The organism is Sphingomonas sp., assembly GCF_045810705.1.
In the GTDB taxonomy this organism is placed as follows: domain Bacteria; phylum Pseudomonadota; class Alphaproteobacteria; order Sphingomonadales; family Sphingomonadaceae; genus Sphingomicrobium.
The window spans coordinates 205,692-232,091 of the sequence record NZ_JBJMVI010000020.1 but is presented as its reverse complement, the minus strand read 5'-3'; the positions used below and the strand labels follow the sequence as shown (position 1 = coordinate 232,091).

At 65.1% G+C, this 26,400-nt stretch carries 27 protein-coding genes and 1 pseudogene; 13 read left to right on the top strand and 15 right to left on the bottom strand.

The window, feature by feature from the left end; genetic code table 11:
• Positions 1 to 876: a phytanoyl-CoA dioxygenase family protein gene (locus ACJ8FR_RS13130; protein WP_407829082.1), complete on the top strand. Its 876-nt coding sequence runs from the start codon at positions 1 to 3 to the stop codon at positions 874 to 876.
• On the opposite strand, the gene ACJ8FR_RS13125 is transcribed toward ACJ8FR_RS13130, so the two are convergent.
• Positions 873 to 1,787: a LysR family transcriptional regulator gene (locus tag ACJ8FR_RS13125; protein ID WP_407829122.1), complete on the bottom strand. Its 915-nt coding sequence runs from the start codon at positions 1,785 to 1,787 to the stop codon at positions 873 to 875. The two genes, ACJ8FR_RS13130 and ACJ8FR_RS13125, sit on opposite strands and share 4 nt — an antisense overlap.
• 149 nt (positions 1,788 to 1,936) lie before the next feature.
• Here ACJ8FR_RS13125 and ACJ8FR_RS13120 point away from each other — a divergent pair, with 149 nt between their 5' ends.
• The 3 genes and pseudogenes from ACJ8FR_RS13120 to alr all read left to right on the top strand — a co-directional run.
• Positions 1,937 to 2,266: a UrcA family protein gene (locus tag ACJ8FR_RS13120; protein WP_407829081.1), complete on the top strand. Its 330-nt coding sequence runs from the start codon at positions 1,937 to 1,939 to the stop codon at positions 2,264 to 2,266.
• 86 nt (positions 2,267 to 2,352) lie between these two features.
• On the top strand, positions 2,353 to 3,066 hold the full coding sequence (locus ACJ8FR_RS13115; protein WP_407829080.1) for a haloacid dehalogenase type II: 714 nt from the start codon (positions 2,353 to 2,355) through the stop codon (positions 3,064 to 3,066).
• Positions 3,067 to 3,072: 6 nt separating this feature from the next.
• Positions 3,073 to 4,095: pseudogene (gene alr / locus ACJ8FR_RS13110) on the top strand (alanine racemase); the annotation flags it as partial.
• On the opposite strand, the gene nth reads toward alr, so the two are convergent.
• The 5 genes from nth to ACJ8FR_RS13085 all read right to left on the bottom strand — a co-directional run bounded on the left by nth (position 3,980) and on the right by ACJ8FR_RS13085 (position 7,374).
• Complete coding sequence (gene nth, locus ACJ8FR_RS13105; protein WP_407829079.1) at positions 3,980 to 4,747, bottom strand: endonuclease III; 768 nt, start codon at positions 4,745 to 4,747, stop codon at positions 3,980 to 3,982. The pseudogene alr and the gene nth sit on opposite strands and share 116 nt — an antisense overlap.
• Before the next feature lie 2 nt (positions 4,748 to 4,749).
• The gene (gene dapB, locus ACJ8FR_RS13100; RefSeq protein WP_407829078.1) at positions 4,750 to 5,466 is read right to left on the bottom strand and encodes a 4-hydroxy-tetrahydrodipicolinate reductase; all 717 of its coding nucleotides are present in this window, start codon (positions 5,464 to 5,466) and stop codon (positions 4,750 to 4,752) included.
• Positions 5,467 to 5,525: 59 nt separating this feature from the next.
• Positions 5,526 to 5,966 carry a hypothetical protein gene (locus ACJ8FR_RS13095; protein ID WP_407829077.1) on the bottom strand — a complete coding sequence of 147 codons (441 nt, stop codon included), beginning with the start codon at positions 5,964 to 5,966 and terminating at the stop codon, positions 5,526 to 5,528.
• A 138-nt stretch (positions 5,967 to 6,104) separates the two neighbouring features.
• Positions 6,105 to 6,854: a DUF72 domain-containing protein gene (locus ACJ8FR_RS13090; protein WP_407829076.1), complete on the bottom strand. Its 750-nt coding sequence runs from the start codon at positions 6,852 to 6,854 to the stop codon at positions 6,105 to 6,107.
• 22 nt (positions 6,855 to 6,876) lie between these two features.
• Positions 6,877 to 7,374, bottom strand: a complete 498-nt coding sequence (locus tag ACJ8FR_RS13085) for a YybH family protein (RefSeq protein ID WP_407829075.1) — start codon at positions 7,372 to 7,374, stop codon at positions 6,877 to 6,879.
• 142 nt (positions 7,375 to 7,516) lie between these two features.
• Here ACJ8FR_RS13085 and ACJ8FR_RS13080 point away from each other — a divergent pair, with 142 nt between their 5' ends.
• Entirely contained in the window at positions 7,517 to 8,281 is a 765-nt protein-coding gene (locus tag ACJ8FR_RS13080) for an NAD-dependent deacylase (RefSeq protein WP_407829074.1), read from the top strand.
• On the opposite strand, the gene era is transcribed toward ACJ8FR_RS13080, so the two are convergent.
• The 3 genes from era to lepB are packed head-to-tail and all read right to left on the bottom strand — an operon-like array spanning position 8,217 to position 10,638.
• The gene (gene era / locus ACJ8FR_RS13075) at positions 8,217 to 9,119 is read right to left on the bottom strand and encodes a GTPase Era (protein WP_407829073.1); all 903 of its coding nucleotides are present in this window, start codon (positions 9,117 to 9,119) and stop codon (positions 8,217 to 8,219) included. The genes ACJ8FR_RS13080 and era overlap by 65 nt on opposite strands.
• Entirely contained in the window at positions 9,116 to 9,781 is a 666-nt protein-coding gene (gene rnc / locus ACJ8FR_RS13070) for a ribonuclease III (RefSeq protein WP_407829072.1), read from the bottom strand. Before rnc ends, era begins: the two co-directional genes overlap by 4 nt.
• On the bottom strand, positions 9,778 to 10,638 hold the full coding sequence (lepB, locus tag ACJ8FR_RS13065) for a signal peptidase I (protein WP_407829071.1): 861 nt from the start codon (positions 10,636 to 10,638) through the stop codon (positions 9,778 to 9,780). Before lepB ends, rnc begins: the two co-directional genes overlap by 4 nt.
• 78 nt (positions 10,639 to 10,716) lie before the next feature.
• Between lepB and pgi the strand changes: the two genes are divergently transcribed.
• Genes pgi through ACJ8FR_RS13045 form a run of 4 tightly spaced genes read left to right on the top strand, consistent with a single transcriptional unit; the run spans position 10,717 to position 16,332 of the window.
• Positions 10,717 to 12,192, top strand: a complete 1,476-nt coding sequence (gene pgi / locus ACJ8FR_RS13060) for a glucose-6-phosphate isomerase (protein WP_407829070.1) — start codon at positions 10,717 to 10,719, stop codon at positions 12,190 to 12,192.
• A complete protein-coding gene (gene gorA, locus ACJ8FR_RS13055; protein ID WP_407829069.1) occupies positions 12,192 to 13,532 on the top strand; it encodes a glutathione-disulfide reductase in 1,341 nt (446 codons plus the stop codon). The genes pgi and gorA overlap by 1 nt, the downstream gene beginning before the upstream one ends.
• A 23-nt stretch (positions 13,533 to 13,555) precedes the next feature.
• Positions 13,556 to 15,139 (top strand): phytoene desaturase family protein, encoded by a 1,584-nt coding sequence (locus tag ACJ8FR_RS13050; RefSeq protein WP_407829068.1) that lies wholly within the window; start codon positions 13,556 to 13,558, stop codon positions 15,137 to 15,139.
• Complete coding sequence (locus ACJ8FR_RS13045; RefSeq protein ID WP_407829067.1) at positions 15,136 to 16,332, top strand: CaiB/BaiF CoA transferase family protein; 1,197 nt, start codon at positions 15,136 to 15,138, stop codon at positions 16,330 to 16,332. The genes ACJ8FR_RS13050 and ACJ8FR_RS13045 overlap by 4 nt, the downstream gene beginning before the upstream one ends.
• Position 16,333: 1 nt before the next feature.
• Here ACJ8FR_RS13045 and ACJ8FR_RS13040 read toward each other — a convergent pair whose 3' ends face one another.
• From ACJ8FR_RS13040 to ACJ8FR_RS13020, 5 genes are all read right to left on the bottom strand, one after another.
• The gene (locus ACJ8FR_RS13040; RefSeq protein WP_407829066.1) at positions 16,334 to 17,014 is read right to left on the bottom strand and encodes a hypothetical protein; all 681 of its coding nucleotides are present in this window, start codon (positions 17,012 to 17,014) and stop codon (positions 16,334 to 16,336) included.
• 160 nt (positions 17,015 to 17,174) lie between these two features.
• Positions 17,175 to 19,085: a hypothetical protein gene (locus ACJ8FR_RS13035; RefSeq protein ID WP_407829065.1), complete on the bottom strand. Its 1,911-nt coding sequence runs from the start codon at positions 19,083 to 19,085 to the stop codon at positions 17,175 to 17,177.
• Positions 19,086 to 19,163: 78 nt separating this feature from the next.
• Positions 19,164 to 19,916 (bottom strand): hypothetical protein, encoded by a 753-nt coding sequence (locus ACJ8FR_RS13030; RefSeq protein WP_407829064.1) that lies wholly within the window; start codon positions 19,914 to 19,916, stop codon positions 19,164 to 19,166.
• Positions 19,913 to 21,112: a toxic anion resistance protein gene (locus ACJ8FR_RS13025; protein WP_407829063.1), complete on the bottom strand. Its 1,200-nt coding sequence runs from the start codon at positions 21,110 to 21,112 to the stop codon at positions 19,913 to 19,915. Before ACJ8FR_RS13025 ends, ACJ8FR_RS13030 begins: the two co-directional genes overlap by 4 nt.
• A 296-nt stretch (positions 21,113 to 21,408) precedes the next feature.
• Complete coding sequence (locus tag ACJ8FR_RS13020; protein ID WP_407829062.1) at positions 21,409 to 22,155, bottom strand: hypothetical protein; 747 nt, start codon at positions 22,153 to 22,155, stop codon at positions 21,409 to 21,411.
• Positions 22,156 to 22,368: 213 nt separating this feature from the next.
• On the opposite strand from ACJ8FR_RS13020, the gene ACJ8FR_RS13015 reads away from it, so the two are divergent.
• Genes ACJ8FR_RS13015 through ACJ8FR_RS13005 form a run of 3 tightly spaced genes read left to right on the top strand, consistent with a single transcriptional unit; the run spans position 22,369 to position 24,748 of the window.
• Entirely contained in the window at positions 22,369 to 23,763 is a 1,395-nt protein-coding gene (locus tag ACJ8FR_RS13015) for a pilus assembly protein TadG-related protein (protein WP_407829061.1), read from the top strand.
• Positions 23,760 to 24,299 carry a TadE/TadG family type IV pilus assembly protein gene (locus ACJ8FR_RS13010; RefSeq protein WP_407829060.1) on the top strand — a complete coding sequence of 180 codons (540 nt, stop codon included), beginning with the start codon at positions 23,760 to 23,762 and terminating at the stop codon, positions 24,297 to 24,299. The genes ACJ8FR_RS13015 and ACJ8FR_RS13010 overlap by 4 nt, the downstream gene beginning before the upstream one ends.
• Positions 24,300 to 24,301: 2 nt before the next feature.
• Positions 24,302 to 24,748, top strand: a complete 447-nt coding sequence (locus ACJ8FR_RS13005; RefSeq protein WP_407829059.1) for a TadE/TadG family type IV pilus assembly protein — start codon at positions 24,302 to 24,304, stop codon at positions 24,746 to 24,748.
• On the opposite strand, the gene ACJ8FR_RS13000 is transcribed toward ACJ8FR_RS13005, so the two are convergent.
• Positions 24,745 to 25,506 (bottom strand): enoyl-CoA hydratase-related protein, encoded by a 762-nt coding sequence (locus ACJ8FR_RS13000; protein WP_407829058.1) that lies wholly within the window; start codon positions 25,504 to 25,506, stop codon positions 24,745 to 24,747. The two genes, ACJ8FR_RS13005 and ACJ8FR_RS13000, sit on opposite strands and share 4 nt — an antisense overlap.
• Positions 25,507 to 25,595: 89 nt before the next feature.
• Between ACJ8FR_RS13000 and fsa the strand changes: the two genes are divergently transcribed.
• The gene (gene fsa, locus ACJ8FR_RS12995) at positions 25,596 to 26,249 is read left to right on the top strand and encodes a fructose-6-phosphate aldolase (RefSeq protein ID WP_407829057.1); all 654 of its coding nucleotides are present in this window, start codon (positions 25,596 to 25,598) and stop codon (positions 26,247 to 26,249) included.
• The last annotated feature ends 151 nt before the right edge of the window (positions 26,250 to 26,400 follow it).

Below are 26,400 nucleotides of genomic sequence, written 5' to 3'. Positions count from 1 at the left end.
ATGCGTTCTTCGCAGCAGTTGCGGAGAGATGAGCCACACGGCCTAAGCGCCGATCTCGCGCACTATTGGCGCGACGGCTACGCGGTGGTTCGCGGCTTTCTCAGCGCGGCCGAAATCGAAGAAATCCGCGTTGCCCTGGACCAGCTCTACGCGGAAGGCACGGCGCACGGCCGCAGCTTCCGCCACGCCAACCTCTTCTACAATGTCGCGCGGGACGGCGAGGGCGAGCCGCTGGTGCGGATGGTCCAATGGCCGTCCTATCACCAGCCGGTCCTCAATCGGGTGCGTCTCGACGCGCGATTTGCCGAGCTGCTCGAACCGTTGATTGGGGGCGATCTCAAGCAGATCATCAACCAGGTCCACTGGAAGGCGCCGGGCTCGCTTGGCGATTTCGCGTGGCACCAGGACAGCCGCTCGCGCCGGCCACCGTCGGCCTACCGGAACCTTGCGGCCGCTTATGTGCAGACCGGCCTGGCGATCGACGCGCACAATGCACAATCCGGCGCCATGCGCTTCATCCCGGGCAGCCATCTCGCTGGCGATCTGGATATGGACTGCTCGAAGCATGCGTTGGGCGCGGCGATGACCGATGGGGCGCTCAAGGCGGTCGGTCTTTCCGCTTCGGACGCGATCGACCTCGCGCTGGAGCCCGGGGACCTCGCATTGTGGAGCCCGTATCTGGTGCACGGTTCGGGTCAGAACCGGTCAAGCCATCGACGGCGCTTCTACATCAACGGCTATGTCCGGGCGTCGGACTGCGATCGCGGCGAATGGGCGTTCCGTGACGGGAAGCCGGTGTCGTTCGGGCCGGAGCCGGCGTTGGTTCATAACGAGGAGCTGCGCGAGCGTCCCGGGCCCCATTACGTCGACGATTAAGCGGCGGCCTGCTTCGCCTCGAGCTGCCGGATGTGGCGGCTCAGCCGGTCCCAGAGAAAATCGACGACCGTCCGCACGCGTGGCGTGTGACGCACCCGTTCGTGAGTGAATAGCCACAGACCGCGTTCATGCTTGCTCCGCGGCGGGAGGCACTGGATGAGCTCCGGATCGGCGTCGGCGACAGCGCATGGCAGGACGGCGATTCCGAAACCGGACCGGACGCCGGCCAGGAGTCCACCCGACGTCGCGTGGTGCATCGCCACCTGGCTCTCCAGGCCGAGCTGTTGAAGCCAGGCTTGGTATTGAAGCCATAAATTGCCCCCGCCGCCGCCAATGAACGCATGATCCTTGAGTTCCGAGACGGCGCGAGGGACCCCGCGACGCTCCGCATAGGCGCGGCTGCAATAAGGCGCCCAATCGTCGAAGCACAGCTGACGCCCGACGAGCCCGGCCGGCTGTTCCGCTCCGATCTTGGTTGCGCGCAAGGCGATGTCCGCCTCGCCGGCGCCGAGATCACGGACGGTGCCGGCGGTATCGAGCTCGATCATGATATCGGGGTGCAGGTCGTGAAGCTCGGTGAGGACGGATGCGACGAGCGTGAGGCCGTACACCTCTTCGGTTGTGATCTTGACCGTCCCGCGAAGCTCGCGCGCGTGGCTGGACGCAGCGCGGGTGAAATCGTCCACCACTGCTCCGACCTGCACCGCACGGCTAAGCAGGTCTTGTCCTTCGGGCGTGAGTGCGTAGCCCGCCTGCCTCTTGTCGAACAGCTTGATGCCGAGCGCCTGTTCGAGTGCTGCGATGCGTCGGGCCACGGTCGTTTGACTGACGCGGAGCGCGCGGCCCGCCGCAAGCGTGCTGCCCTCGCGCGCCACGGCGAGGAAGTAACGAAGGTCGTTCCAGTCGAGCATCGTCGTCAAGTTTAACCCCCGCGTTTACGCATCAGGTTCTGCAATTTCGCAGAATCATAGCACGAACTCGTTGCTCACGTAAGTTGCGCTTTGAGACTAAATAGATGGTCGCGCCGGGAGCACCGGCCCTTGAGAAAAGGGAACCGACCATGAAGACCTTCAAAATCACGCTGTCAGTATTCCTGGTGACCGCAGCACTGATCAAGGGTGCGCCGGCACTCGCCCAAGCGGCGCCCGTGCAGAACTTCAGTATCGTGCGCACCGCCGACCTCGACCTGTCGAGCGGGGTGGGACGTGCGGCCCTCGACCACCGGCTCGTGACCGCGGCCTATGAGGTGTGCGGCACGCCTTCAGACGCCGACCTGGTCGGCAAGAACGCCGCACGCGCATGCCGCGCCGACGTACTCGCCACAGCCCGAGCAGAGAGCGCACAGCTCGCCAGCCGCGGTTCATCGATCCTGATTGCCGCTGCCCGCTGACGATCGCCGAGGCGAGCGGAAGGCTGCGCTCGCTGCCCGGGCGCGGCCTTCTTGCATGGTATCGGGCGGCTCCGTAGGGGCCGCCTATGCGACTTTCCGATTTCAAGGCGCTCAGCTTCGATTGCTATGGGACCCTGATCGACTGGGAGAGTGGGATCCTCGAAGCGCTGCAGCCGCTCAGTCAACGGAGCGGCGCCACCGCCGTGGAGATCCTTAAGGCCTATGGGCCGATCGAGCACGACATCGAGGTCCAACAGCCTGGGCTGGCATATTCGCGACTGCTTGAACGGGTACACGAGCGGCTGTGCGGCCAGCTCGGCGTCGAGCCGGACGAGGTCGAAGCCGCGAAGTTCGGCGGTTCGGTCGGTGATTGGCCGGCGTTCCCGGATTCGGCCGAAGCGCTCGCCTACCTCAAACAGCACTTCAGGCTGATCATCCTGTCCAACGTCGACCGCGTAAGCTTTGCCGGCAGCAATCGCCGCCTGGACGTTGAATTCGATCGTATTTTGACCGCCCAGGATATCGGCTCGTACAAGCCGGACCTGCGAAACTTCGAATATCTGCTGGCGGGCGTTCAGGACGACGGCATCGCCAAGAGCGATTTGCTCCACGTCGCGCAAAGCCTGTTTCATGACCATGTGCCGGCCAACCGCATGGGCATTGCGTCCGCGTGGATCGATCGCCGCGCCGGCAGCGCCGGCTCCGGTGCGACAATGCTGCCCGACCCGATGCCGCATTACGACTTTCGCTTTACGTCGCTCGGCGAGTTGGCGGATGCGCATCGCGCGGAGCAGGGCTGAGCGTCGATGCACCGACCGTTGCGCCTGACCATCGATCGCTCCGCAATCCAATCGAATTGGCGCTGGTTGCAGGATCGTGCCGGCGTCCCGGCGGGCGCCGCCGTGAAGGCCGATGGCTATGGGCTCGGGGCCCGGGAGACGACCGAAGCGCTGATCGATGCGGGATGCCGCGACTTTTTCGTCTCGACCTGGGCGGAGGCCGAGGCGCTCGGCAATCTGCCGGAGGACGTTAGCCTGGTCGTGCTGCACGGCGTGGGCGCAGACGATACCGAGGCCGCGCTTCGGCTGCCGGCGCGGCCATGCCTCAACACGGTCGAACAGATCGCTCGTTGGAAGGAGGTCGCGCCCGCGCGCGCCTGCGACGTAATGGTCGACACCGGCATCAACCGCCTGGGCCTCAGGCCAACCGAAATCGACACCCTCGACGGGCTCGTCATCGACACCTTGCACAGCCACCTCGCGTGCGCCGACGAGGACACGCCGATGAACGGCATGCAGCTCGAGCGCTTTCGCGCGGTCGCATCGGCGGTGCCGGCGCGTCGCTACAGCTTCGCTAATTCCGCCGGCATCTGTCTGGGCCGCGACTATAGCTTCGACCTCGTCCGGCCCGGGCTGGCGCTGTATGGCGGCGTCCCGCGGGCGGAAGCGGAGAACAATATTCGCCAGGTCGCGCGGGTCGAGGCGCAGATCGTCCAGCGCCGCACCATCCCGGAGGGCGAGAGCTGCGGCTATGGCGCAACCTTCGTGGCTATGGATGATGTCGAAGCCGCAATCCTCAACATCGGCTATGCCGACGGCTACCTGCGCGGTTTCTCTTCGCGCGGTTCGGCGTTCGCGGGCGAATATGCGCTGCCGGTCCTCGGCCGTGTATCGATGGACCTGATCGCCGTCGGCGTGGACGCAGCGCCGGGTCTCAAGGAAGGCGATTGGGTCGAGATCGACTACGATTTGCCGTCGGCGTCGAAGCAGTCCGGCCTTTCTCAGTACGAGTTGCTGACGACGCTCGGCGCGCGCTTCGAGCGGCGCTGGATTTAGCCCGCTCTTCCGGCGGCGGCGTCTTGGGCTTGTAGCGGCAGAGGTCGATCACTGGGCAGCGCCAGCATTCAGGCAGCCGCGCCTTGCAGGTGTAGCGACCGTGCAGGATCAGCCAGTGGTGCGCGTCGCGGCGGAAAGGTTGCGGGACGAGGCGCTCGAGTTTCGCTTCCACCTCCTCGACGGTCTTGCCGGGCGCGAGGCCGGTCCTGTTGCAGACGCGAAAGACATGGGTGTCGACCGCGAACGTCTCCTCGCCGAATGCGGTGTTGAGCACGACATTGGCGGTCTTGCGGCCAACGCCGGGAAGCGCCTGGAGCTCCTCGCGAGTGCGCGGCACCTCGCCGTCATGACGCTCGATCAGCGCCCGGCTCAGCGCGATGACGTTCTTGGCCTTGGTGTTGAACAGGCCGATGGTCTTGATCGCCTGACGAAGTCTTTCTTCGCCAAAGTCGATCATTTGCTGAGGGGTCGTAACCCGCTCGAACAGCGGCCGCGTCGCGATGTTGACGCTCGCATCCGTGGCCTGCGCGGACAGCACGACCGCGACCAGCAGCTGATACGCGTTATCGGACTCGAGCTCGGTCGTCGGCGACGGGTTGTTCTCCGCCAGCCGCCGAAAAAACTCGAACACCTGCTCACGTTTCAAACCTACGACCCTTGGGCTTCGATCACGTCTCGCATCGAATAAAGACCCGCCGGCTTGCCGACCAGGAAGCGCGCCGCGGCGAGCGCGCCGCGCGCGAAGATCATCCGGTTTTCGGCGCGATGGGAGAGGACCAGGCGCTCGTCGGGACCGAGAAACATCACGTCGTGGTCGCCGGCGGCCGTCCCGCCGCGCAGGCTCGCGAAGCCGATCGCGCCGGGCTGCCGCTTGAGGCCGGTTCCATCGCGGCCGCGCTCGGCCAGGAGGGGCGTGCCACGGCCCCGCGCCGCCGCTTCGCCGAGCAGCAGGGCCGTTCCGGACGGCGCGTCGGCCTTCATGCGATGGTGAGTTTCGGCGATCTCGATGTCCCACTCAGGCCCGAGCACGCGCGCGGCACGCTCGGCCAGGTCGGCAAGGAGCGCCACGCCTAGCGAGGTGTTGGCTGCCCGCAGAACGGCGACTTGTCGGGCAGCGGCCGCGATTCGTCCGTCCGCCAGCTCGTCGAGGCCGGTGGTGCCGATGAGGATCGGAACCCCGCTGGAGGTGGCGCGGTCGAGGCTCGCCTGGAGCGCGACCGGCGCTGAAAAGTCGACCAGCACGTCCGCGTGGTCCTGATCGATCGTGAAGCCGGAATCGTCGGCCGCGGCCGCCGCGATCGCTTGGCCCATGCGCCCATTGGGGGCGATCAGGCTGATGCGGATCGGTTGGTCGGCGGTGCGCATGCCGCCGTGTCATGGCGAAAGGCGGAGCGCCGCGCAATGACACGGCGCTCCATCGACAATCAGTGCGACCAGGTCATCTCTTGAAGCAGCATGTCCGAGCCGAGATGGCGGTAGGTGGCGCGTTGACCGCTACCGGCGATCCCCTGCCGCGTCGTCTGCGCGAGGAAGGCATTGGCTTCTTTCTCGCGCTGGATGTCCTCGGCCGGCGTCGTCACGTGGTCGAACACCGTGACCAGATAGAGGTCGGGCTCGCCTTGGCGCTTGTTCGCGTTCGACAGGATGTAATAGCCCTTGATCCAGCCTTTCGACTTCTGGAATTCCATGTTCTTGCGGTATTGGCCGGCGAGATAATCCGTATAGTCTGAAAAATGGCCGTCATCGACGGAGATGGCCGCGACGTCCCAGAAATCCGCGGTCTTGATCGGCAGTTCCTGAGCCGCTGCTGGAACCGCACAGATCATCGTTGCGGCGCAGACCGCGCTTAGCATCAACTTACGCATGTTTCTTGTCCCCCGGAAGAGTGCGGTCAGCACCTGCTGTCCACTTCTGAGGAACGGCGTCGCCGAGCCGGCGGGACGCCAGCTAGAAGCGGCGTCGTTCCGATCTGCTCTAGAGCAGAGAATTTTGGTTAACGCAAATTAAACTCCGAGCTGTTCTTGCAGTGCGAGCGCCGCGGCTGGAGCGCGGACTTTCGCGCCGTTGATCATGAACAAATAGGCGTCGCGGCCATCCTGCCGCCAGCGGCGCGCGCGTTTAGCGAAGCCATCCAGCGCGGCCTCATCATAACCGGTTGCTACCTCTTCGCGCATGCGCTGCAACCGCGCATAGGCGAAGTCCGCAGTGTCGCCTTCGACAGTTGGGTAATCGTCCGAATCCTCAAGTACGACGGCGATATTCCGAGCCCGACAGATCTCGAAAAACTTTACGTCGTTAAAGCTTTGGTGGCGCGGCTCGATCGCATGGCGGAGCGCGATTCCGTCGAGCCGCTCGGGGAGCAGATCGATGAAGGCGGCGATATCGTCACGGTCGAAGGCCCGGCGTCCCGCGAATTGCCAGAGGATTGGCCCGAGCTTCGGACCGAGCGCGGAGAAGCCCTGTGCGAAAAAGTTTCCGATGCCCTCGGCGCCTTCGGCCAGGCGGGCACGCATCACGCAGAAGCGCGAACCCTTGATCGCGAACTGGAAATCCTCGGGCACGGTTTTCGCCCAGGTGGCCCAGCTCTTGGGACTTTGCCGGCCGTAGAAAGTCGCGTTGATCTCTATCGCCGCAAGCTGCCGCGAAGCATATTCGAGCTCTTTGGCCTGCGGCAGCTTGTCCGGATAGAAGCTGCCGCGCCACGGCGGGTAGGTCCAGCCGCCGATGCCGACGCGGATGCGGGCCTCGCTCATATCCGCATCAACGCCCGTCGTGCTACTTCGCGGCAGCCGCCGCAGCGGGCCCGGGGATGACGAAGTCCTCCGCGGCCTTCCAGGCGCCGTCACCCTGCTTCTTATACACGGTGAGGTAGGTTCCGGTGCTGGTTACCGGCTTTCCTGTCGCTTTGTCCGTGGTCGTGATGCTGTAGTGGCCGCGGCTGGACGCGAGGTCGCCGGCGGAGGCGACAAGGACATGGTCGCTGGCAAAGCTGAGCTTGAAATTGGAGTCGCTGATCAATGCCCCAATCGCCTTGCGCCGGTCGACATCGTTGGTCGCGACCGGATCGCCGGGGTCGCCGAGCGCCGCGTCATCCGCATATTCAGCGGCCAGCGCGTTGATGTCCTTGTCGGCATAGGCCTTTTCCCATTGCGCTTCCTGCGCCTTGATGGTGTCGGCGATCTTCGTCGTGTCGGCCGCCGCCTCGGCACTCTTGGTGCAGCCGCTTGCCGTAAAGGCTGCGGTCGCAAGCATCACCAGAATGAGCTTTTTCATTGGACGTCTCCCCCTTGCGGGCCGCCCCAGCGGTCCAGACTGGAGACAATCACGCGCGGCTGAGTCGCACAAGCAACATTCACTTGAGTTAGTCTTGAGCGAGAGCCTTCAACTCGGCGCCATCAGGCTCTAGGCGGGCGTGATGCGTTCGGCGGCTGTCGACAATATCGTGATCCTGACCGGTGCCGGCGTGTCGGCTGAGAGCGGGCTTGCGACTTTCCGCGGGCCCGATGGCCTGTGGGAAGGGCACCGGGTCGAGGATGTCGCGACGCCGGAAGCCTTCCGCCGCGATCCCGCGCTGGTCCACGCTTTCTATGACGCGCGACGCGCAAGGCTTGGAACCGTCGACCCGAACGCGGCGCACGAGGCGCTGGCGCGTCTCGACGCGGAATGGCCCGGCGAGCTGCTCCTGGTCACTCAAAACGTCGACGATTTGCACGAACGCGCCGGATCGAAGCGGTTGCTGCACATGCACGGCGAGCTGACCAAGGGCTGGTGCCTTGGTTGCGATGAACGCTTCAGCTGGTCAGAGCCGATGGGCGAGGGCGCGATGTGCCCGAGTTGCGGAACGCAGGGCCGGGTCCGGCCCGACATCGTGTGGTTCGGCGAGATGCCGTACGAGATGGAGCGGATCGACGATGCGCTGCAGCGCTGCGACCTGTTCGTGTCGATCGGGACGTCGGGGGCGGTCTATCCCGCCGCTGGCTTCGTCCAGACCGCGCGCTATTGCGGCGCGCGGCGCTCGAGATCAACCTCGAGCCGAGCCTTGGCAGCACCATGTTCGACGAGAGCCGTATCGGGAAAGCTGGCGAGCTGGTGCCCGAATGGGTGGATGCGGTCCTTCAATCCGCCCATTCCAGCCCGATTTCGCGATAGAGGCCGCGGTCCTCGTCCCAGCGCGGGTTGACCTTTACGTGAAGGAAAAGGTGGACCGGACGGCCGAGGTGCTCGGCGATTTCCGCCCGAGCCGCCGCACCGATGGCTTTTAGCCGCTGTCCGCTCTTGCCGATCACGATCGCCTTCTGGCTGTCGCGCTCGACCAGGATCTGCTGGCGGATCTCGGTCGAGCCGTCGGGCCGGTCTTCCCACGTCTCGGTCTCGACCGCGGTCGCGTAGGGCAGCTCCTCATACAGCTGGTTGACGATCTGCTCACGCGTCAGCTCGGCGGCGATCATCCGGTCGGTCGCGCCGGAGACCTCGTCCTCGGGGTAAAGCCACGGACCCTCGGGCATCGCGTCGGCCAAGGCCTGCTTGAGGTCCGGCACCCCGTCGCCCTGCGTCGCGCTGATCATGAAGACTTTGTCGGGATTCAATCGAGCCGTGAGCTCGGAGGACAATGCCAGCAGGGCGGGCTTCTTGATCAGGTCGATCTTGTTGAGCACGAGCAACAGGGGATGCTGGCGTCCCGCAAGCGAAGCGATGATCCGCTCGACATCATCGTTCACGCGGGCGGCGGCATCGATGACCAGCACGATGAGGTCGGCGTCCTGCGCTCCGGTCCAGGCGGCCGCGACCATAGCGCGATCGAGCCGACGCTTCGGCTCGAAGATGCCGGGTGTATCGACGAGCAGGATCTGCGCCGCCCCGTGGACCGCGATCCCCATCAGCCGCGCGCGCGTGGTCTGCGCCTTGGGGCTGACGATCGCGACTTTTTGCCCGACCAGCGCATTGACCAGGGTCGATTTGCCGGCGTTGGGCGCGCCAATCACCGCGACGAAACCGGCCTTCGTCGGTGCATTCGTCATTTCAACTGCGACAACAGCGCTTCGGCTGCGGCGGTTTCCGCCTCCTGCTTGCTCGTGCCGTCGGCTGTTGCGTCGCCGAGCCGAGGCACCGAGACGCGCACCGTGAACTGAGGTGCGTGGTGGGCGCCGGTGCGAGAGACGACCTCGTAAACGGGCGCTTTCAGGTTGCGCGCCGCGGCGAGCTCCTGCAGCGCCGATTTGGGATGCTGCGGGGCGCGCCCCTGGCTCGAGAGATCCGGCCCCCACAGCTCGAGGATGAAGCGTTCCGCGGCTTCCATCCCGCCATCGAGGTAAAGCGCGCCGATCAGGGCCTCGATGACATCGCCGACGACGTTTTCGCTCTGGTTGGCGCCATCCTCGCGCGCTTGTTTCCCCAGCCGGATGAGCGCCGGAAGCCCGATCTCCCGGCCGTTCTCAGCGCAGGTCGCGCGGTCGACCAAGCCATTGTAGCGCTTGGAAAGATTGCCTTCCGGTTCCTTTGGGTAGCGAGCGTACAGAGCATTGGCGATGACCAGCCCAAGCACGCGATCACCGAGGAATTCGAGCCGCTCGTAACTCTGGTCGCCAAGGCTGGAGTGCATCAGGGCGAGCTCGAACAGGGCGATATCCTTCGGTTCATGGCCGAGCTTGTCGCGGACGAAGGCGGCGACGGCCGCGCTCATTTGGCGACGCCCGTATAGCCGTTGCCGATGCGGCCCGCGCGCAGCGCCGGAAACCAGGTCCAGGGCGTCAGCCAGGAAGCGCGGCCGTCGGTCGACCAGAAAGTGAACGCCGCTCGGCCGATCAGGTTTTCGGCCGGCACCATCCCGATCCCCCCCTCATCAGCCGGGAAACGGCTGTCGAGGCTGTCGTCGCGGTTGTCGCCCATCAGGAAGACATGGCCCGCGGGGACCCGCATCTCCATAAAGTCATCTGCCGGGCCGTGATCCACCTGATCGAGCACCGTATAGCTGGGGCCGCCAGGGAGTGTTTCGAGGAACGCATGATAGACACAGGCCGGCGTCTCCGAGGCGACGACGACCATCGGCGTGGCCGGGGGCACCGCCTTGCACGGGCTGTTGGCGGTCACGGGTACCTTGGCGGGCGGCAAGGGCTCGCGGGGGACCATTTGGCCGTTGAGAATCAACCTGCCGCCGCTCATCGCGACCCTGTCTCCGGGCAGGCCGATCACGCGTTTGATGAGGTCGGCATCTTCGCCGGGGTGGCGGAATACGACCACGTCGCCGCGGCGCGGCAAACGGCCGAAAATGCGGCCGTCGAAAGCCGGTTGCCCGAGTGGGAAACTGTAGCGCGAGTAGCCGTACGGCCATTTCGCGACCGCGACATAATCACCGATGTACAAGGTGGGCAGCATCGATCCCGACGGGATGTTGAATGGCGCACCGATCAGGCTGCGGAACGCCCAGGCGAGAATCGCAACCGTCAGGACGAAGCGCAGCACCGAGCCGACGCTCTCTTTTTGCACGCTTTTTGGTGAACCCGCGGTCGAGCGACTGCGGCGGGTAGGACGCCGAACCATCGGCCGCTTGTTTCGGGCCGCGGCGCGCCCGTCAAGCCGGGGTGGCAAATGGCGGGCCGCGCAGTATGTGCGATGTCGATGCAGCCATCCTCGATCAAGCGGCTCGATGAGCTTTTCGCCGCCGAGCCGGATCGGCTGAGCCGCTTGAGCTTCGAGGTCGCGGGTCTCTATTTCGACTGGTCGAAGACCCATCTCAACGCGGCATTGATCGCCCAGTTCATCGAGCGTGCGGAGAGGATGGGCTTTGCCGCGGCGCGCGACGCCTTGTTCGCCGGCGCGATCGTGAACCAAAGCGAGGGACGGCCGGCAACCCACGTTGCCGAGCGCGGCAGCGGCGCACCGGATGATGTCGACCTCGCCACCGCCCGTAGACAGCGCATGCGTGCGCTCGTCGATGCGATCGAAGCCGGCGCTTTCGGTGATCTGACGGGTGTGCTGCACATCGGGATCGGCGGATCGGTAATGGGACCGGCGTTACTCGTGGATGCGCTTGGGCGGCGGTCGGCCACGCTCGAGGTTCGCTTCCTGTCGAACATCGACGGCGCTGCCTTTGATGAGGCGGTGGCGCTGCTCGATCCGGCAACGACGCTGGTCGTCGTGGCGTCCAAGACCTTCACCACGCTCGAAACTCTCACCAACCTCGAAGCCGCGCGGGCGTGGCTGCGCGGCGGCGGGGTCGATGATCCCGACGGGCGCTTGATCGCCGTGACCGCGAAGCCCCAGGCAGCGCTCGATCAGGGCATCGACGAGAGCCGAATCCTCCAGTTCGCGGAGGGGGTCGGGGGACGCTATTCGCTGTGGAGCTCGGTCAGCGTCACCGCGGCGCTTGCCCTCGGTTGGGATGCGTTCGAGGCGCTGCTCGAGGGCGCCGCGGAGATGGACCGCCATTTCCGCTTCGCAGAGGCGGCGGCCAACGTCCCGCTGATCGCCGCGTTCGCCGACCGGCTCTACGCCGAGCAGCTCGGCTGCCAGACGCGCGGCGTGTTCGCTTATGATGACCGGCTGCGGCTGCTGCCGCCCTACCTCCAGCAGTTGGAGATGGAATCGAACGGCAAATCGGTAACATCTGACGGGAAGCCGGTCGCCAGTCCGACGGCGCCGGTGACGTGGGGCGGAACAGGGACCGATGCGCAGCACGCCGTGTTTCAGCTGCTCCACCAGGGAACGGTGCTCGTGCCGGTCGAATTTGTCGCGGTCGCCGAGGCGGACGACGCGCAGGACCCGGATCATCACCGGCTGCTTTTGCTCAACGCCTTTGGCCAGGCCGCGGCGCTGATGCAGGGCCGGCAATCGGAAGACGCGCAGCGATCCTATCCCGGCAACCGCCCGAGCGCGACGGTGCTGCTACAGCGGTTGGACGCGCGCACGCTGGGCGCGCTGCTCGCTTTCTACGAGCACCGAACCTTCGCCAATGCCGTGCTGCTCGGCATCAACCCGTTCGACCAGTTTGGGGTCGAACTCGGCAAGGAGATCGCTGGGCGGCTGGCGCAAGGCGGCGACAGCGGGTCGCTCGATCCGTCGACGCGCGCACTTATCGAGAGGGCGGGAATCTGATGGCTGACTTCGACCTGTTCGTGATCGGCGCCGGCTCCGGCGGCGTCCGCGCCGCGCGTGTCTCGGCGGCTTATGGCGCGCGCGTCGCGATCGCCGAGGAGTATCGCGTCGGCGGGACCTGCGTGATCCGCGGCTGCGTGCCCAAGAAGCTGCTCGTCTATGGCGCGCATTTCGCGGAGGACCTCGAGGACGCCGCCATGTTCGGCTGGGACGTGCCGAAGAAAAGGTTTGATTGGCCGACCCTGCGCGACAACGTCCTGGCCGAGGTCACCCGGATCGAGGCCGCCTATACCGACACGCTCACCAATCACGAGGTCACCATCTTCCGCGAGCGGGCCGAGATCACCGGGCCGAACGCCATCCGTTTGGCGAGCGGTAAACAGGTCACCGCCGACAAGATCCTGATCGCCACCGGCGCGACCCCGGTCATGCCCAAAATAGAAGGCATCGAGCATGCGATCAGCTCGAACGAGGTGTTCCTGCTCGACGCCCTGCCCAAGCGGATCGTGATTGCCGGCGGCGGCTATATCGCCAGCGAGTTCGCCGGCATCTTCCACCAGTTCGGAAGCCACGTGACCCTGGTCAACCGCACCGACGTCATCCTCCGCCAGTATGATCAGCAGATCGTCGACCGGCTGATCCAGATTTCGCTGCGCAAGGGGATCGATTTCAAGTTCCATTCGACCATCGACAAGATCGATCGGCGCGATGATGGCTCGCTGCACATTAGCATGACCGGATGCGATGACATCGAAGCCAGCGCGCTACTGTTCGCCACCGGGCGCAAGCCCAACACCTCAGGCCTCGGCCTGGAAGCCGCCGGGGTCGAAATGGGCGAGAAAGGCCAGATCAAGGTCGATGCCGATAACCGCTCCAGCGTTCCCTCGATATTCGCCGTCGGCGACGTGACCGACCGTATCCAGCTGACTCCGGTCGCCATCCGCGAGGCCCAGGCGTTCGCCGACACCTTCTTCGGCAACACGCCGCACCAGGTGGATTATAGTTGCGTGCCGTCGGCGGTGTTCAGCCATCCGCCGCTCGCGGGCGTCGGCATGACCGAGGGCGAGGCGCGCAATAAGCTTGGCCAGATCAAGACCTACACATCGGACTTTCGGGCGATGAAGAATGCACTCGCCGGACGCGACGAGCGCTCGCTCTACAAATTGGTCGTCGACGGGTCGAACGACCGCATCGTCGGGATTCACATGATCGGTCCCGACGCGCCCGAGATCCTCCAGGCGGCGGCGGTTGCGATCAAAGGCAAGCTTAAGAAGTCGGATTTCGACGCGACGGTTGCGCTGCACCCGACCATGGCCGAAGAGCTGGTGCTGATGCGCTAGCCGCACAGGCCCGGGGGACAAGCTTGCACGATGCGATTGTGATTGGGGCGGGGCACAACGGGCTGACCTGCGCTTATTATCTGGCGAAGAAGGGGATGAAGGTCGCCGTGCTCGAGGCCGCCGGAACGGTCGGCGGTGCGGCTGTGACCGACGAATTCCTGCCGGGGTTCCGCAACAGCGCGGCGAGCTATACCGTCAGTCTGCTCCAGCCGAAGGTCATTCGCGACATGCAGCTCGAGCGGCACGGGCTGAAGGTCGTGCTCAGGAAGACCGACAACTTCCTTCCGGGCGACGGCGATTATCTGCTTGCCGGTCGCAACGGCCTGACCCGCAAGGAGATCGGCCGGCACATCAAGGCCGACGCCGACGCTTACGACCGCTATCTCGCCGAGATCGAGACGGTCGTGCGGCTGCTCAAGAAATGGCTTCTGCGCGCGCCGCCCAACGTGGGATCCAGGGTCAGCGCCATTCCCAAGCTCCTGAGCCTTGGACGCGACATGGCCGGGCTGACGCTTGCCGAGGCTCGCACCGTCCACGATTTCGCGGTGCGCAGCGCCGCCGACATTCTCGACCGTCACTTCGAAGGGGATCTCGCAAAGGCATTGTTCGGCTTCGATGGCGTCGTCGGCAATTTCGCTTCGCCGCAGTCGCCCGGGACCGCTTACGTCCTGCTGCACCATTTGTTCGGCGAAGCGGCCGGCGTACCCGGCGCCTGGGGCCATGCGATCGGCGGCATGGGCGCGATCACACAGGCGATGGCGCGCGCCTGTCGCGAGGCCGGCGTGGACATCGTCCTCAACACGCCGGTCGAGGAACTGATCGTCGCAAGCGGCCGCGCTGTCGGTGTTGTTGCGGGTGGCAAAGCTTGGCGGTCGATAAATGTTGTCGCCGGGGTAAATCCGAAGCTGCTGTTTGATCGGCTGGTCCCGCATGGCGCGGTCGACCGCGACGTCGCCGAGCGCATGCACGGCTGGAAGTGCGAGAGCGCGACCTTCCGCATGAACGTCGCTTTGTCGGAGCTGCCCAAGTTCACCGTGCTGCCGAAGAAGGGAAATCACCTGACCGCCGGCATCATCATGGCGCCGAGCCTCGACTACATGCATCGCGCTTATCTCGACGCGGCGGTGAATGGTTGGGCGAAGCGGCCGATCATCGAGATGCTGATCCCCTCGACGCTGGATTCGACGCTCGCGTCCAAGGGCAGGCACGTCGCGAGCCTGTTCTGCCAGCACTTCCGCTACGACCTTGGGCCGGGACGCAGCTGGGACGACGAGCGGGAACAGGCGGCCGATCAGGTCATCTCGACGGTCGACGCGCATGCGCCGGGCTTTGCCGCCTCGGTGCTCGGGCGGCAGATCCATTCGCCGCTCGACCTCGAGCGCAGGTTCGGCCTGATCGGCGGCGACATTTTTCACGGCAAGATGGGCCTCGACCAATTGTTCAGCGCGCGGCCGATGATCGGCGCGGCGGCCTACCGGATGCCGTTGAAGGGCCTCTATCTATGCGGTTCCGGCGCGCATCCGGGCGGCGGCGTCACCGGCGCGCCGGGACATAATGCGGCGCACGCGGTCCTTGCCGACCGCCGCTTCTGGAAGCGCCGACATTGAGGCCGCTACAAGGGATCAAGGTGCTCGACCTGAGCCGAGTCCTCGCGGGTCCGTGGTGTACGCAGTTGCTCGCCGACCTCGGCGCCGAGGTGATCAAGATCGAGCGCCCGGGCACGGGCGACGATACCCGCCACTGGGGCCCGCCGTGGCACGGCGAGGGCGACCGGCGGGTTGCGGCTTATTTCCTGAGCTGCAACCGGGGCAAGAAATCGGCCGCGATCGATTTCGCTAAGGCTGAGGGCGCCGCGCTGGTCCGCAAGCTTGCCGAACGAGCGGACGTCGTGGTCGAGAATTTCAAAGTCGGGGGCCTCGAAAAGTTCGCCCTCGACGCCGCGTCATTGCGCGCCGCCAATCCGCGGCTGGTTTATGCTTCGATCACCGGCTTCGGTCAGGACGGGCCATACGCCGACCGCGCCGGCTACGACTTCATCATCCAGGGCATGGGCGGGATGATGAGCGTCACCGGCCGGCCGGACGGTGTGCCGGGCGGCGGACCGATGCGTGCCGGCGTCGCTGTCGCCGACCTGTTCACCGGCATGTACACGTGCGTCGCGATCCTCGCCGCGCTCTACGGCCGCGAGAAGGGCGGCGAGGGCGCGCATATCGATATGGCGCTGCTCGACACCCAGCTGGCGATGCTCGCCAACCAGGCGGAAAATGCGTTGATCTCGGGCCGGGACCCGCCGCGGCAGGGGAACACGCACCCCAATATCGTGCCGTACCAGCCGTTCGACGCGGCCGATCAGCCGATCATCATCGCCGTCGGCAACGATCGCCAGTTCGCCAGGCTCGCCGATATCTGCGGCCATCCCGAATGGGTGAGCGACCAACGCTTCGCCACGAATGAAGCGCGCGTTGCCAACCGGGTTGAAATCGTTCGGCTGGTCAGCGAGACGATCCGCCAAGGAACCGCTGCCGTTTGGCTGGCTCAGCTGGAAGCGGCCGGCATTCCGGCGGGTCCGATCAATTCGGTCACTCAGGCATTGGGCGACGTCCAGGCGCAGCACCGGCAGATGGTCCGCACGATTGCCGGCGTGCCGCTCGTCGGCTCGCCCATCCGGGTCGACGGGCGCCGTGCGGACAGTGACATCCCACCGCCGGCGCTCGGCGAACATACGGCGGAGATACTCAACAGCCTTGGGCTCGACGCCGATGCCTTCGACCGCCTCAAAGCCGCAAGAATAGTCGGCTAATTTACTTTCCGGCCTTGCTCGCGCTCTCGACCAACAGGTCCAGTTGCTTCTGGCAGCCGTTCTCGATCAGCACCTGCGCCGCGCCAACCAGGTCCCCTGGGGTCCCGGGGACGGTGACGAAGTTGAGGCTGCTCTTCTCGCCCGTGTCCGGCCATTCGACCTGGTAGCTGGCGCCGGTCTTGACCGGCAGCGCGGCCGGCCAGGCGGTCAGCGAACTGCCGGCTGCCCAGCTCAGGTCCTGGCTCCTGCCGTCGTCCGAGCGGATCTGGACCGTCGCGGCGGTTTCGCTGTCGGGCCGCCACATCTTCAGCTTCGACGCGTCAGTGACGCAGATTTTCCCGCCCTGGCTGACGTCGATGTCCCAGATGCTCGGGTTGTGCGCGACCTCCGCCGCCCGAAGGGCACCGAAACGTCCGCGCTGTCCCGCAGCCGATGCCAAAGTGACCTGCTTGGCGTCGAAGCTGCCCGGACCGCGCAGGGTCTGGGCGCTCGCCGGTCCGAGCAAGGTCACAATGTCGCCGCCCTGAAGGCTGATCTTGGCGCTTTCAGGAAGCGTCTTACCCGGCGGATAGGATTTGGCTGACGGCCCTAGCGACTTGACGACGACGACATTGGCCAGTGCGGTCGTTGAACTCAGGGCGATCGCGATTGCTGCGCCCCACAGCATTGGCTTCGCATGCATCATCCAGCTCCTCGTTTGGCATTTGCCCCAAAAACCGAACTCCCGCAGCTCATCGAGCCAGCGGCCGAGTCGCACCTCAGTGTCGCTTTGAGACAGAATTATGCTCCCATTTGAACGGGGTCAATGAACGCAGTTCTAATCGCCCGGTCGGCGGGCCGGATCAGGCGGTCCGCGGACGCGGTCGCCCCGAGGCGACGGAAGCCCTCGACAAGAGCGATTCCAGCGCCTCGATGCGGCGGGCGTTATCGGCGATCAACTCGCCAACCTGGAGTTCGCGCGCCTCGCGCTTGATGACCGTGCGGATCGCGCGTGCGATCGACTCCTGCACTTCGGCGAGGGCCTTTTGTTCGTCTTTGCTGGGGATCGAGCCGTCCGGCCGGGGGCCCACGAGGAGGTAGCCGATCGGTTCTTCCTGATCGGAGCTCGGGACCAGCGGCACCCGGATCGGGAACAGCTTGTCGGTCGGTTCGCAAATGTCGCTTTTGTAGTCCTGGGCGAAGCGGCTGGTGCGCCAAGCCTCGACCTCGTCGACCGAGAGCCCGCGCGCGCGAAGCACGCAGCCGTTGACGATCGCCGAGCTGCGCACGGCGCGCACGCCGCGGTCGACGCGGGCGAGGATCTCGTCGAGCATTTCGCCGAGCGAGGCGGTCTCGCGCATGTCGCGCGCGACCTCGGGCAGATCGTCGCGCAACAGGAACAGGTTCTTCTGGAAGCGCCGTTCCGACCAGCGCTGCACGCGCTCCTGAATCGGATTGACGAGCACCGTCGATAGCGCGGCGGCGAAGATGATCGGCCCTTCGCTGCTGGTATTGCCGTAATAATTGTAGATGATCTGCTTGAGGCCGTCGGCGGTACCGGCAAACACCGCGGCGACGGCAAGCGTGATCAGCGCGACGTTGGCCGAGCGGCTGATCACGAACTCGGCGTCGTAGAGGCGGAAGCGGATGAGGGCGACCAGGAGCCCGACCTGCAGCACCAGCACCGCCAGGGCGAAGCTGATACCCGCGCCAATCTCAACCAGCAGCTGCTGTCCGAAACTGTGTGTCGACCATTTCAAATAATCGCCGATGATCGAGATGCAGCGAAGCACGGCATAGCCGGTGATCCCGAACAGCGCCCAATGGATCTGCTGCCGCTGCTCGGCCGACTCGGTCGACCGCAGGGTCCTCAGCAGCGACAGGACCGCAATGATCATGAAGCAGACGAAGAAGGTCTGGTAGAGCGTGCCCTGGAGCAACATCAGGACCGGAAGAGCCGCGATCAGCGCGACCCGCCGCCACGACAGGTTTCCGTGCGGGAAAAGCAGGATTCCGGTGAGCAGGAGCACGTTGCCAAGGTCGAACATCGCGACGTTGAGCCAGCGCGGGACCCCGACCGAGGCGAGGAACATCGACGCCGGCTGCTCGGCGGCGACGGTCAGCAGCACCGCCAGCGAAAGGATGGAGCTGACGGCATCGCGGGCGTTGCGGTGGTGGAGCAGCCACGCCGCCCACAGCAGGAACGGATAGGCGAGGACGTGCAGCAGGTCGATGAAGCTCAGCCACTTCGGCGAAATGCCGAGGGCACGGGCGCCATCGTCGATGTGGTTGTCACCGACGACGACAGTCACGTCGCGCACCCGCCCGTCCGGGTCGCGGACGGTGAGCGGAACCTCGGCGTTGTCGGTGCCGAACAGCAGATTGCCGAGCGCGATATAGGCCGGATCGTTGGCGTGTTCGGCCAGCGCCCGCTCGTTGACCGGCATGCTCGGCGGCAGCGCGAGGCCGTAGATGGCCGTAATATGATCGCCCGCGACGACGCCGGCGCGCTCCGCCTGCGGCCCGACGGTGAAGCGGACGATCGTCGCATCGCGCGGCGAAACGGCGAAGCCGGCGCGGCTGCCGAGCAGCAGCTGGCTGTTGTTGCCGCGCTCGTGATAGCGTTCGTAGAGCCCGGCAAGCGGCCCAACCAGCGCTAGAGCGAAAGCCACCATCCACAGCGCGGTGAACAAGCGATAGGTAAGCGTGTTGAACGGCGGCACGCACGGCGGCAGCCGCAACCCCCCTGTCGGCATCTGAGCAGCATTGGGCAAGGCAAGCTGCATCCCCGGTCAGCTCCAGCCGCAATTAATCCAGCATTATCATGGGCGGCGCTGGGCGCAGGCGCAAGCTTATGTGCTTGGCGCGTCCTCGCCGGCGACGCCTTGCTCGCCATAGCGCGACTGGATGAACCGTCCTTGCGTCTCGAGCGCGGCGACATCGGCGCGCGCAAGCTGCTCCGAGGTTTCGGCGAGCGCGGCGCGGCCGGCCGACAGCCCCTCGACCAGTCGCTGATCGACCGTCTTGCCTTCGCCGTCGCGCTCCCCGCGGTACGCCGGCGGGACCCGCTCGTAGCGCTCGATCAGCCCTGGCAAGTGGATCGACATCAGCCGGCGCGCATCCTGTGCCGCCGGGTCAAGCGTTTCGAGGCGCGACAGCGTCTGCTTGAGCGAGGGCAGGAGCTGGGCGATGGCATCGAGCTCGGCGCGTGCGGGCGCCGGCAGAGCCGCGCGCGTGCGATAGACATAGGAATCGAAGCGCTCGACCATCGCGCCGTTGGGCAGGTCCGCCGCGGGTGCCGGGGCCGAAACCGCCAAGCGGCCGCCGCTGGCGATCAGCACCGCCGCGACGACCCCGGTGACCAGCAACGCGGCAAGAAAGCCGAACATGCCGATCGGCATGACCAGGCCCAGGATGATCGTCGCGAGCCAGATCAGCGCCACCGCGACGGCGATGCGGACCACGGTGCGGCCGAGGCCGGCGTTCAGCCTCTGCCGTTCGCGCCGCGCGGCATCACGCGAGGGACTGTCGCGCTCGTCGATATTCCGGGCGACGCGCTCGAACCGGGCGATCGCCCGCTCGACCTTGTCGGTGACGTCGGTCATTTGCTCTCGATGGGGATGAGCGGCGACGTCGCGCCCTCGAGCTTGCCCTGGTTCACCCCCTCGGCACGCGCGATATAGCCCTTCGACTTCTCGACCTCGTTGCCAAGGGTGTCGACGGTCTGCTTCATGTTGGCGAGCGCCTGGAGCTTGAACTGGTCGATCTGGTCCATCGTGTCGTAGATGTTCTGGAAGGCGCGCTGCAGCGTCTCGAGCGGGATGGTCGAGCTCGCCGCCTGCTCGTGGATCGCGCCGGTCTGGGTGCGCAGCATCTCGCCGGTCGAATCGATCATCCCCGCCGTCGTCGTGTTGAGCGCGGTGATCTGCTCCAGCACCAGCTTCTGGTTGGTCATCGCCTGCGCGACGGTGACCGCGGTGCGCAGCGCGGAGACGGTCGTCGTCGAGGCGCGGTCGACGCCCTTCACCAGCTCGACATTGTTCTTCTTGACGAGGTCGAGCGCGAGATAGCCCTGAACCGTCACGGCCATTTGTGTCAGCAGGTCGGTCGTCCGCTGGCGCGTATAGAATAAAGCGGTCTCGCGGATCGCCTTGGCCTTGGCGGGTTCGGTCGCGTCGAGCTCGTTCGCCTTGTCCTCGAGCCGCTGGTCGAGCGTCTTCGAGATGTGGACCATCTGCTCAAGCTTGTGCATCGTCTTCCACAAGTTCGCCCGCTCGGTGTCGATCGCCGCATTGTCCATCAACAGCTCGTCCTTGCCGTCGCCGAGACTGCTGAGGATTTTCGAAATATGCGTTTGTGAGCTCCGGTATTTGTCGAAATAGCGGTCGACCCGGTTGCCGAACGGGATGATGCCCAGGATCTTGCGGGTCTTGGTGGCGCCTTTCGGATCCAGTGCTTCGACGGTGCGGCGGAGCTCGGTGAGGTCGGCGCCGATGCCGCTATCTTTGTCGATCGCCTTGACCGGGCGGTCGAGGAAGCGGTTCGAGGCACCGGCCGCCTCGGCGATCTCCTTGCGGCCCATCGCGGTCAGCTGGTCGACCTTCTTGCCGAACTCCGGACTGTTTGAATCGAGCTTGGCGAGCTCGTCGACGAACTGCCCGACGCGCTTGTCCAGTTCGGTCGTCTCCTCGGCCTTGAGCGGCACCAGGCCGGCGGCTTCGGCCGGCGGGACAGCCTGCAGTGCTTCCGGCGGATCAAGCTTGAGCTTGGTCGCGGTCTCCGTTCCCGGTTGGGTCGCCATCTTCCGTCCTTTCGAGTCTCTTGTGCGGCGCGGTGCCGGACCGGTCAACGCCACTATGATCGAACTGTATTATAGTTGTAAGACACGAGTGTTCAAGGCGACTTGGACGGCGCCGCAGCATTCCCGTCAGCGGGAAGCGGTTCCGGAAGTATCTTGGGGAGTTTGAGTATCGGTGGAACATGCGGAAGGTGCCGCACCTGATGCTCAACCGGCTGATGCACTCTTTCGCACGCTAGCCTTCTGCGGGTCGCCCGCTGACATTGCCTTAAGGAGGCGGTCGAAGCGTTCCTGCCAAGTCATACTGCCAGCCATGAGATCGGGCGCTCGTGAGGTGGCCAAACGTTGTCCACCTCTTCCCTATTTAGCATCAGGTTCGTCAAATGTCGCCGCACCGCCCCGTCCGGTGGCGGCAGATAATTCAGCGATGAGTCTTCATGGAGAAGCTGGGCGATCTTCAGGATTTTCTCGGGTATCGGGTCGAACCTGTATTGGCCCTGATCGGCCCACATGTGCAGCCCATTCAAAACGATGCCGCGCATGATTTCCATGCTAACCTCGTCCATATATGTCCTCCAAGCCGCGCCTCTCGGGGGCATTGGCCCTTTCTTTGCATAAATTCGCTTCGCCAGTTCATCCATAGGCATGTCTGGTCGCGGTGCTGGTTTCTGGGGCGGTTCCGGTTTGGCGGTTTCCCCGCCCAATCTCGCAGCGGCTGGCTTGATCGCTGCCTCTTCGATCTGCGGCATTGCTGATGTTTTTTGGACTTGTGGCAACGCTGATCGCCGAAGTCCGAGATACGCAACTGCGGTTAGCACGAACCAGGAGACGGGATGCGTTGCAACCGTTGTTAGACCTGTGGAGACATCAGGAAAGCTGTTCCACAACGGTTTCACAAGAAATCCCGCGAGGGCAAAAACAACCGCCAACACGCCAAAGGCGACTCTGCGCCAGCCCTCGGCCTTTATGCAGTCAAGCAGGGCGACCAACGCCGCCGCCCAAAAGAGGCCAGCAACTGTGAGTTGCTGTGAGGTCATCGCCGCCATTGGCTAATCCTGCCCTTTCAAAGCTCCGCTGTGGAGTCCTTGAACTGGCGGAATCCCTAGCGAACATCGTTACATGTCCCAACGGGATAAGCGCTCGTTCAAGGCGAAGGGGGAAGGGGGGATTGGTTATCGGCCCTTAACCATAGCGTTGAACGCTTCGCTTACCCCGCTGACGCTACACCCCCATCCAAAGCGCATCAGGGATAAGCACGGATGATCGGCTTCATCACGAGACTATTGAAGAATCGTCGCGGGAATGTGCTGGCGATCGCAGCCGCTGCTTTGCCTCTCGTGGTTGGAGCGGCGGGCCTCGCCACCGACACGATCCAATGGACCTTGTGGAGACGTCAGCTGCAGCGCGCCGCAGACTCGGCCGCGTTCGCCGGCGTCTATGACCGGGCGGGCGCGAACGGCCTAACGACCAACACGCCGACCGCCGTTTGCAATGATTTGGGCGTCAATCTGCACACGTGGATGAACCTGGCCGGGACGTCGCCGTGCACGGGAGCCCGTGGCAGTTACACGACGCTCACTTATCCCGTGGACGCACCATTCGTAACCAATCAGGTCAGGGTGACGTTGAGAGTTCAGCAGTCGCTTCCGTTCAGCTCGCTGTTCATGTCCGCGGCTCCGGTGATCACGGCATCTGCAACCGCGGGAAGCGTCGGAGCTGGCGGACCCCCGTGCATGCTGGCGCTCAATTCGAGCGGCACCGCGATCAACAATAGCGGCAACACGACGGTCAGTGCGCCGACGTGCATCTTTTATTCCGATTCAGGCAACGCGAACTCGGCTGCCGCCGGCGGTTCCTCGCTCGTCACGGCCAAGGCGATCGCCGGGGTCGGCGGCATCGCGAGCTCCAACAACTGGGTCGTGGACCAGTATCTTCCCTATTCGCCGCCCTTGCCGGACCCGTTCGCGCCGCCTTCTCCAACCGCGGTCACTCCCGATCCGGCCGACATGCATTGCGCGGGACACTGGACCGCGGCCCATGGTTCGAACCCGGCAACCTGGGTCTACGATGACCTGACCGATAGCACGGACATGGCCGCCGCGACCTATATCGACTCTTCCAACAATCTTCAGACCGGCGCCAATTGCTGGAAGTCAGTGTCGGTCGGCTCGAACCGGTCGCTAACCCTTCCGGCCAACTTCGGGCCACTCTACGTCAATGGCGGGAATGTCGATCTTCAAGGCGCGTTCAGCTGCGTCCATTGCGCAATCGTCCTGACGAACAAAGACCCGGCAAGCACTACGATCGGCACTTTCTCGTCGAACGCCCAGGCGACCAACAACATCACGGCGCCGACATCAGGCATCTTCAACGGCATCGCGGTTTACCAGGACCGCCGCGCGGTGGGCGGGAACGTCGACAAGATCAACGGCGGATCGGGCAACATCCTTTCCGGCGTCGTCTATTTCCCGAAAGACACGCTGTGGCTCAACGGGACCGGATCATCGGCGTCGCTCTGCTCGATGTTCGTTGCGAACAATCTCGTGTTCAACGGCAACGGCCAGATCGCCATCAGCAGCCTCCTGGACACCCCCTGCACGGGCACCGGCCCGTCGGGACTTAGGGGCATCACGGTAGTGAGGCTGGTCGCATGAACGCGAAAGGCTTCAGGAGACTGCTCCAGAACGAGCGCGGTGCCGCGGTGATCGAGATGGCGCTGGTCGCGCCGGTGCTTGCGCTGACCGTGATCGGCATTGTCGACATGAGCAACGCCTACAGCCGCAAGCTGGCGCTCGAGCAGGGCGCGCAACGCGCGATCGAAAAGATCATGAACACAACGGAAGACACGACCGTCGAATCGACGCTGGCGACCGAGGCCGTTTGCCAGGTGAACGGCGTCAACCCCAACGGCACCTGCAAGACCAGCCCGATCTCAGCGGGCGACGTCACGGTGACGTGGCGCCTGGATTGCACCGTAGGGTCAACCACGACCAGTCAATCGAGCACCGACTCGGTCGCTTATGACGGGTACATCCTCGCATGCACGAACGCGGGGGGCACCAAGGTCGGTTACGTGCAGGTCAGGGTGGCGGACAAATACGCGCCGTTGTTCCCGGTTCACTTCGCCGCCTTCAACACCAGCGATTCGACCTACCATCTTTCCGCCACCGCGGGCACGAGGACGCTGTGAGGATGCGGGCTCGCCTTGCCGGCGACGAACGCGGCGCCGCTGCCGTCGAAATGGCGTTCGCCCTTCCGGTCCTGATCGTCATGCTCTGGGCCTTTGTCCAGCTTGCCCAGGTCTATCGCGCCGTGGCCGGTATTCAGATGGCGCTGGGTGAGGGCGCGCGTTACGCGACCTTGTGCCTGACCCAGAGCGCAACCGGCTGCACCGCGCCGGACGCCGGAACCGGCACTTCGCCGGCCGCCGGGTCCATCAAGGCGAAGATCTTCTCCACCATCTACGGCCTCGGCCCCGGCAGATTCGACGTTGACGATCCGGTGTTGGGCAGATCAGGCACGGCGAGATATTATGACTTGACCGTAAGATACTCGCAGCCGACCGACCTGCTGCTGTTCCCCGGTCCAACGATGACCGTTAGCCGTTCGAAGCGGGTCTGGATCGCGACCAGCGCCTAAGCCGGCTTCGAGCTTCTTTTCGCAAAGAAGGCGCTGATCGCCTCCTTGACCTCGGCTGAGCCGAGCCGCTCCGCGAACATCGTGCTCTCGAGCTTCATCCGCTGAAGGATTTCGTCCTGGGCAGCGGTGCGGAGCAGCTTCTGGGTCAGGCGAAGCGCTTCGGGCGGCTTGGCCAGCAGCGCCGCCACGATTTCATCGAGTTTCGAATCGAGGGCCCCTGGCGCGGCGCGGTGGCTGACCAGGCCAATCGATTGCGCCTCGTCGGGACCGAACGGCTCGGCCAGGAGCAGGTAGCGCGCGGCGCGGCGGCGGCCGGCGAGACGCGGGAACAGCAGCGAGCTCGCCGCTTCCGGCACCAGGCCGAGGTCGACGAACGGCATCGAGAAGCGCGCGCTGTCGTCGGCGATCACGAGGTCGCAGTGGAGCAGCATGGTCGTGCCGATGCCGACGCAATTGCCGTGGACCGCGGCGACGATCGGCACCTCGCATTCGGCGAGCGCGCGGAGCAGCCGCCACACGGGGATTTCCTCGTCGCGCGGCACCGCCTCGAGGAAATCCGCGAGATCGTTGCCGGCGGCGAAGTCCTGGCCTTCGCCGCGGATGGTGATCAGCCGGGTCTCACCATCCTCGAATGCGCCGGCAATCGCGTCGGCGAGCGCGGCATACATAGCGACGGTGATCGCGTTGCGCCGCTCCGGCCGGGCGAGCGTGATCGCCAGTAGACCGCCGCTCTTCTCCACCCGCACATGATCGCTCATCGCCAAAGCCTCCCGAATCGGATGACGCGCTTCGCCGCAACGGCTATTGCCCCGCCCATCGACCAAAGCCGGAGCGCACGCAAATCGTCATGAAATTCTTCGCCGACACTGCCGAAATCTCCGAAATCCGCGAGCTTGCCGAAAGCGGGCTGCTCGACGGGGTGACGACCAATCCCTCGCTGATCCACAAGTCGGGGCGCGATTTCCTCGAGGTGGTGCGCGAGATCGCCGGGGCCGTCGAGGGCCCGGTCTCGGCCGAGGTCGTGGCGCTCGACTATGACGGGATGATGCGCGAGGCCGAAGTGCTGCGCGGGATTGCCGACAATATCGCGATCAAGGTGCCGCTCACGCCCGCGGGGCTCAAAGCCTGCAAGGCGCTCACCGGCGAGGGCACGATGGTCAACGTCACCCTGTGCTTCTCGGCCGCGCAGGCGCTGCTCGCGGCGAAGGCCGGCGCGACGTTCATCTCGCCCTTTGTCGGCAGGCACGACGATGTCGGGTTCGACGGAATGGCGCTGGTCGCGGACATCCGGCTGATCTACGACAATTACGATTTCGGCACCCAGATCCTGGTCGCCAGCGTGCGCCACCCGATCCACGTCGTCGAAGCCGCGAAAATCGGCGCCGACGTGATGACCGCGCCGCCCAAGATCATCTGGCAATTGTTCAAGCATCCGCTGACCGACGCGGGGATCACGTCTTTCCTCAAGGATTGGGAATCGACGGGACAAAAAATCGCCTGAACGCAAGGTCTTACGCTCAGCGCGTTAAGCTTTGCGCAACCTTCCCGAGTAACACTTTCTCAACCGGTCGAGCCGTAAGTTGCGAGGCACCTGCGATGGACCTGCAGGACGGGGCGCATGCGCCACGTGACTTGGAACCAAGGAGCGAAGA

What these genes read in the sequence shown, in the direction of transcription:
- ACJ8FR_RS13090 (WP_407829076.1), bottom strand. Translation starts at nt 6,854, where the DNA reads ATGAGCGAGGCCCGCATCCGCGTCGGCATCGGCGGCTGGACCTACCCG.
- dapB (WP_407829078.1), bottom strand. Translation starts at nt 5,466, where the DNA reads ATGCGCACCGCCGACCAACCGATCCGCATCAGCCTGATCGCCCCCAAT.
- rnc (WP_407829072.1), bottom strand. Translation starts at nt 9,781, where the DNA reads ATGAGCGCGGCCGTCGCCGCCTTCGTCCGCGACAAGCTCGGCCATGAA.
- ACJ8FR_RS13095 (WP_407829077.1), bottom strand. Translation starts at nt 5,966, where the DNA reads ATGCGTAAGTTGATGCTAAGCGCGGTCTGCGCCGCAACGATGATCTGT.
- ACJ8FR_RS13000 (WP_407829058.1), bottom strand. Translation starts at nt 25,506, where the DNA reads ATGAGCGATCATGTGCGGGTGGAGAAGAGCGGCGGTCTACTGGCGATC.
- pgi (WP_407829070.1), top strand. Translation starts at nt 10,717, where the DNA reads ATGCAGCCATCCTCGATCAAGCGGCTCGATGAGCTTTTCGCCGCCGAG.
- ACJ8FR_RS13130 (WP_407829082.1), top strand. Translation starts at nt 1, where the DNA reads ATGCGTTCTTCGCAGCAGTTGCGGAGAGATGAGCCACACGGCCTAAGC.
- ACJ8FR_RS13120 (WP_407829081.1), top strand. Translation starts at nt 1,937, where the DNA reads ATGAAGACCTTCAAAATCACGCTGTCAGTATTCCTGGTGACCGCAGCA.
- ACJ8FR_RS13015 (WP_407829061.1), top strand. Translation starts at nt 22,369, where the DNA reads ATGATCGGCTTCATCACGAGACTATTGAAGAATCGTCGCGGGAATGTG.
- lepB (WP_407829071.1), bottom strand. Translation starts at nt 10,638, where the DNA reads ATGGTTCGGCGTCCTACCCGCCGCAGTCGCTCGACCGCGGGTTCACCA.
- ACJ8FR_RS13005 (WP_407829059.1), top strand. Translation starts at nt 24,302, where the DNA reads ATGCGGGCTCGCCTTGCCGGCGACGAACGCGGCGCCGCTGCCGTCGAA.
- ACJ8FR_RS13030 (WP_407829064.1), bottom strand. Translation starts at nt 19,916, where the DNA reads ATGACCGACGTCACCGACAAGGTCGAGCGGGCGATCGCCCGGTTCGAG.
- ACJ8FR_RS13040 (WP_407829066.1), bottom strand. Translation starts at nt 17,014, where the DNA reads ATGCATGCGAAGCCAATGCTGTGGGGCGCAGCAATCGCGATCGCCCTG.
- ACJ8FR_RS13025 (WP_407829063.1), bottom strand. Translation starts at nt 21,112, where the DNA reads ATGGCGACCCAACCGGGAACGGAGACCGCGACCAAGCTCAAGCTTGAT.
- ACJ8FR_RS13020 (WP_407829062.1), bottom strand. Translation starts at nt 22,155, where the DNA reads ATGGCGGCGATGACCTCACAGCAACTCACAGTTGCTGGCCTCTTTTGG.
- era (WP_407829073.1), bottom strand. Translation starts at nt 9,119, where the DNA reads ATGACGAATGCACCGACGAAGGCCGGTTTCGTCGCGGTGATTGGCGCG.
- ACJ8FR_RS13080 (WP_407829074.1), top strand. Translation starts at nt 7,517, where the DNA reads ATGCGTTCGGCGGCTGTCGACAATATCGTGATCCTGACCGGTGCCGGC.
- ACJ8FR_RS13115 (WP_407829080.1), top strand. Translation starts at nt 2,353, where the DNA reads ATGCGACTTTCCGATTTCAAGGCGCTCAGCTTCGATTGCTATGGGACC.
- ACJ8FR_RS13010 (WP_407829060.1), top strand. Translation starts at nt 23,760, where the DNA reads ATGAACGCGAAAGGCTTCAGGAGACTGCTCCAGAACGAGCGCGGTGCC.
- ACJ8FR_RS13125 (WP_407829122.1), bottom strand. Translation starts at nt 1,787, where the DNA reads ATGCTCGACTGGAACGACCTTCGTTACTTCCTCGCCGTGGCGCGCGAG.
- ACJ8FR_RS13085 (WP_407829075.1), bottom strand. Translation starts at nt 7,374, where the DNA reads ATGAAAAAGCTCATTCTGGTGATGCTTGCGACCGCAGCCTTTACGGCA.
- fsa (WP_407829057.1), top strand. Translation starts at nt 25,596, where the DNA reads ATGAAATTCTTCGCCGACACTGCCGAAATCTCCGAAATCCGCGAGCTT.
- gorA (WP_407829069.1), top strand. Translation starts at nt 12,192, where the DNA reads ATGGCTGACTTCGACCTGTTCGTGATCGGCGCCGGCTCCGGCGGCGTC.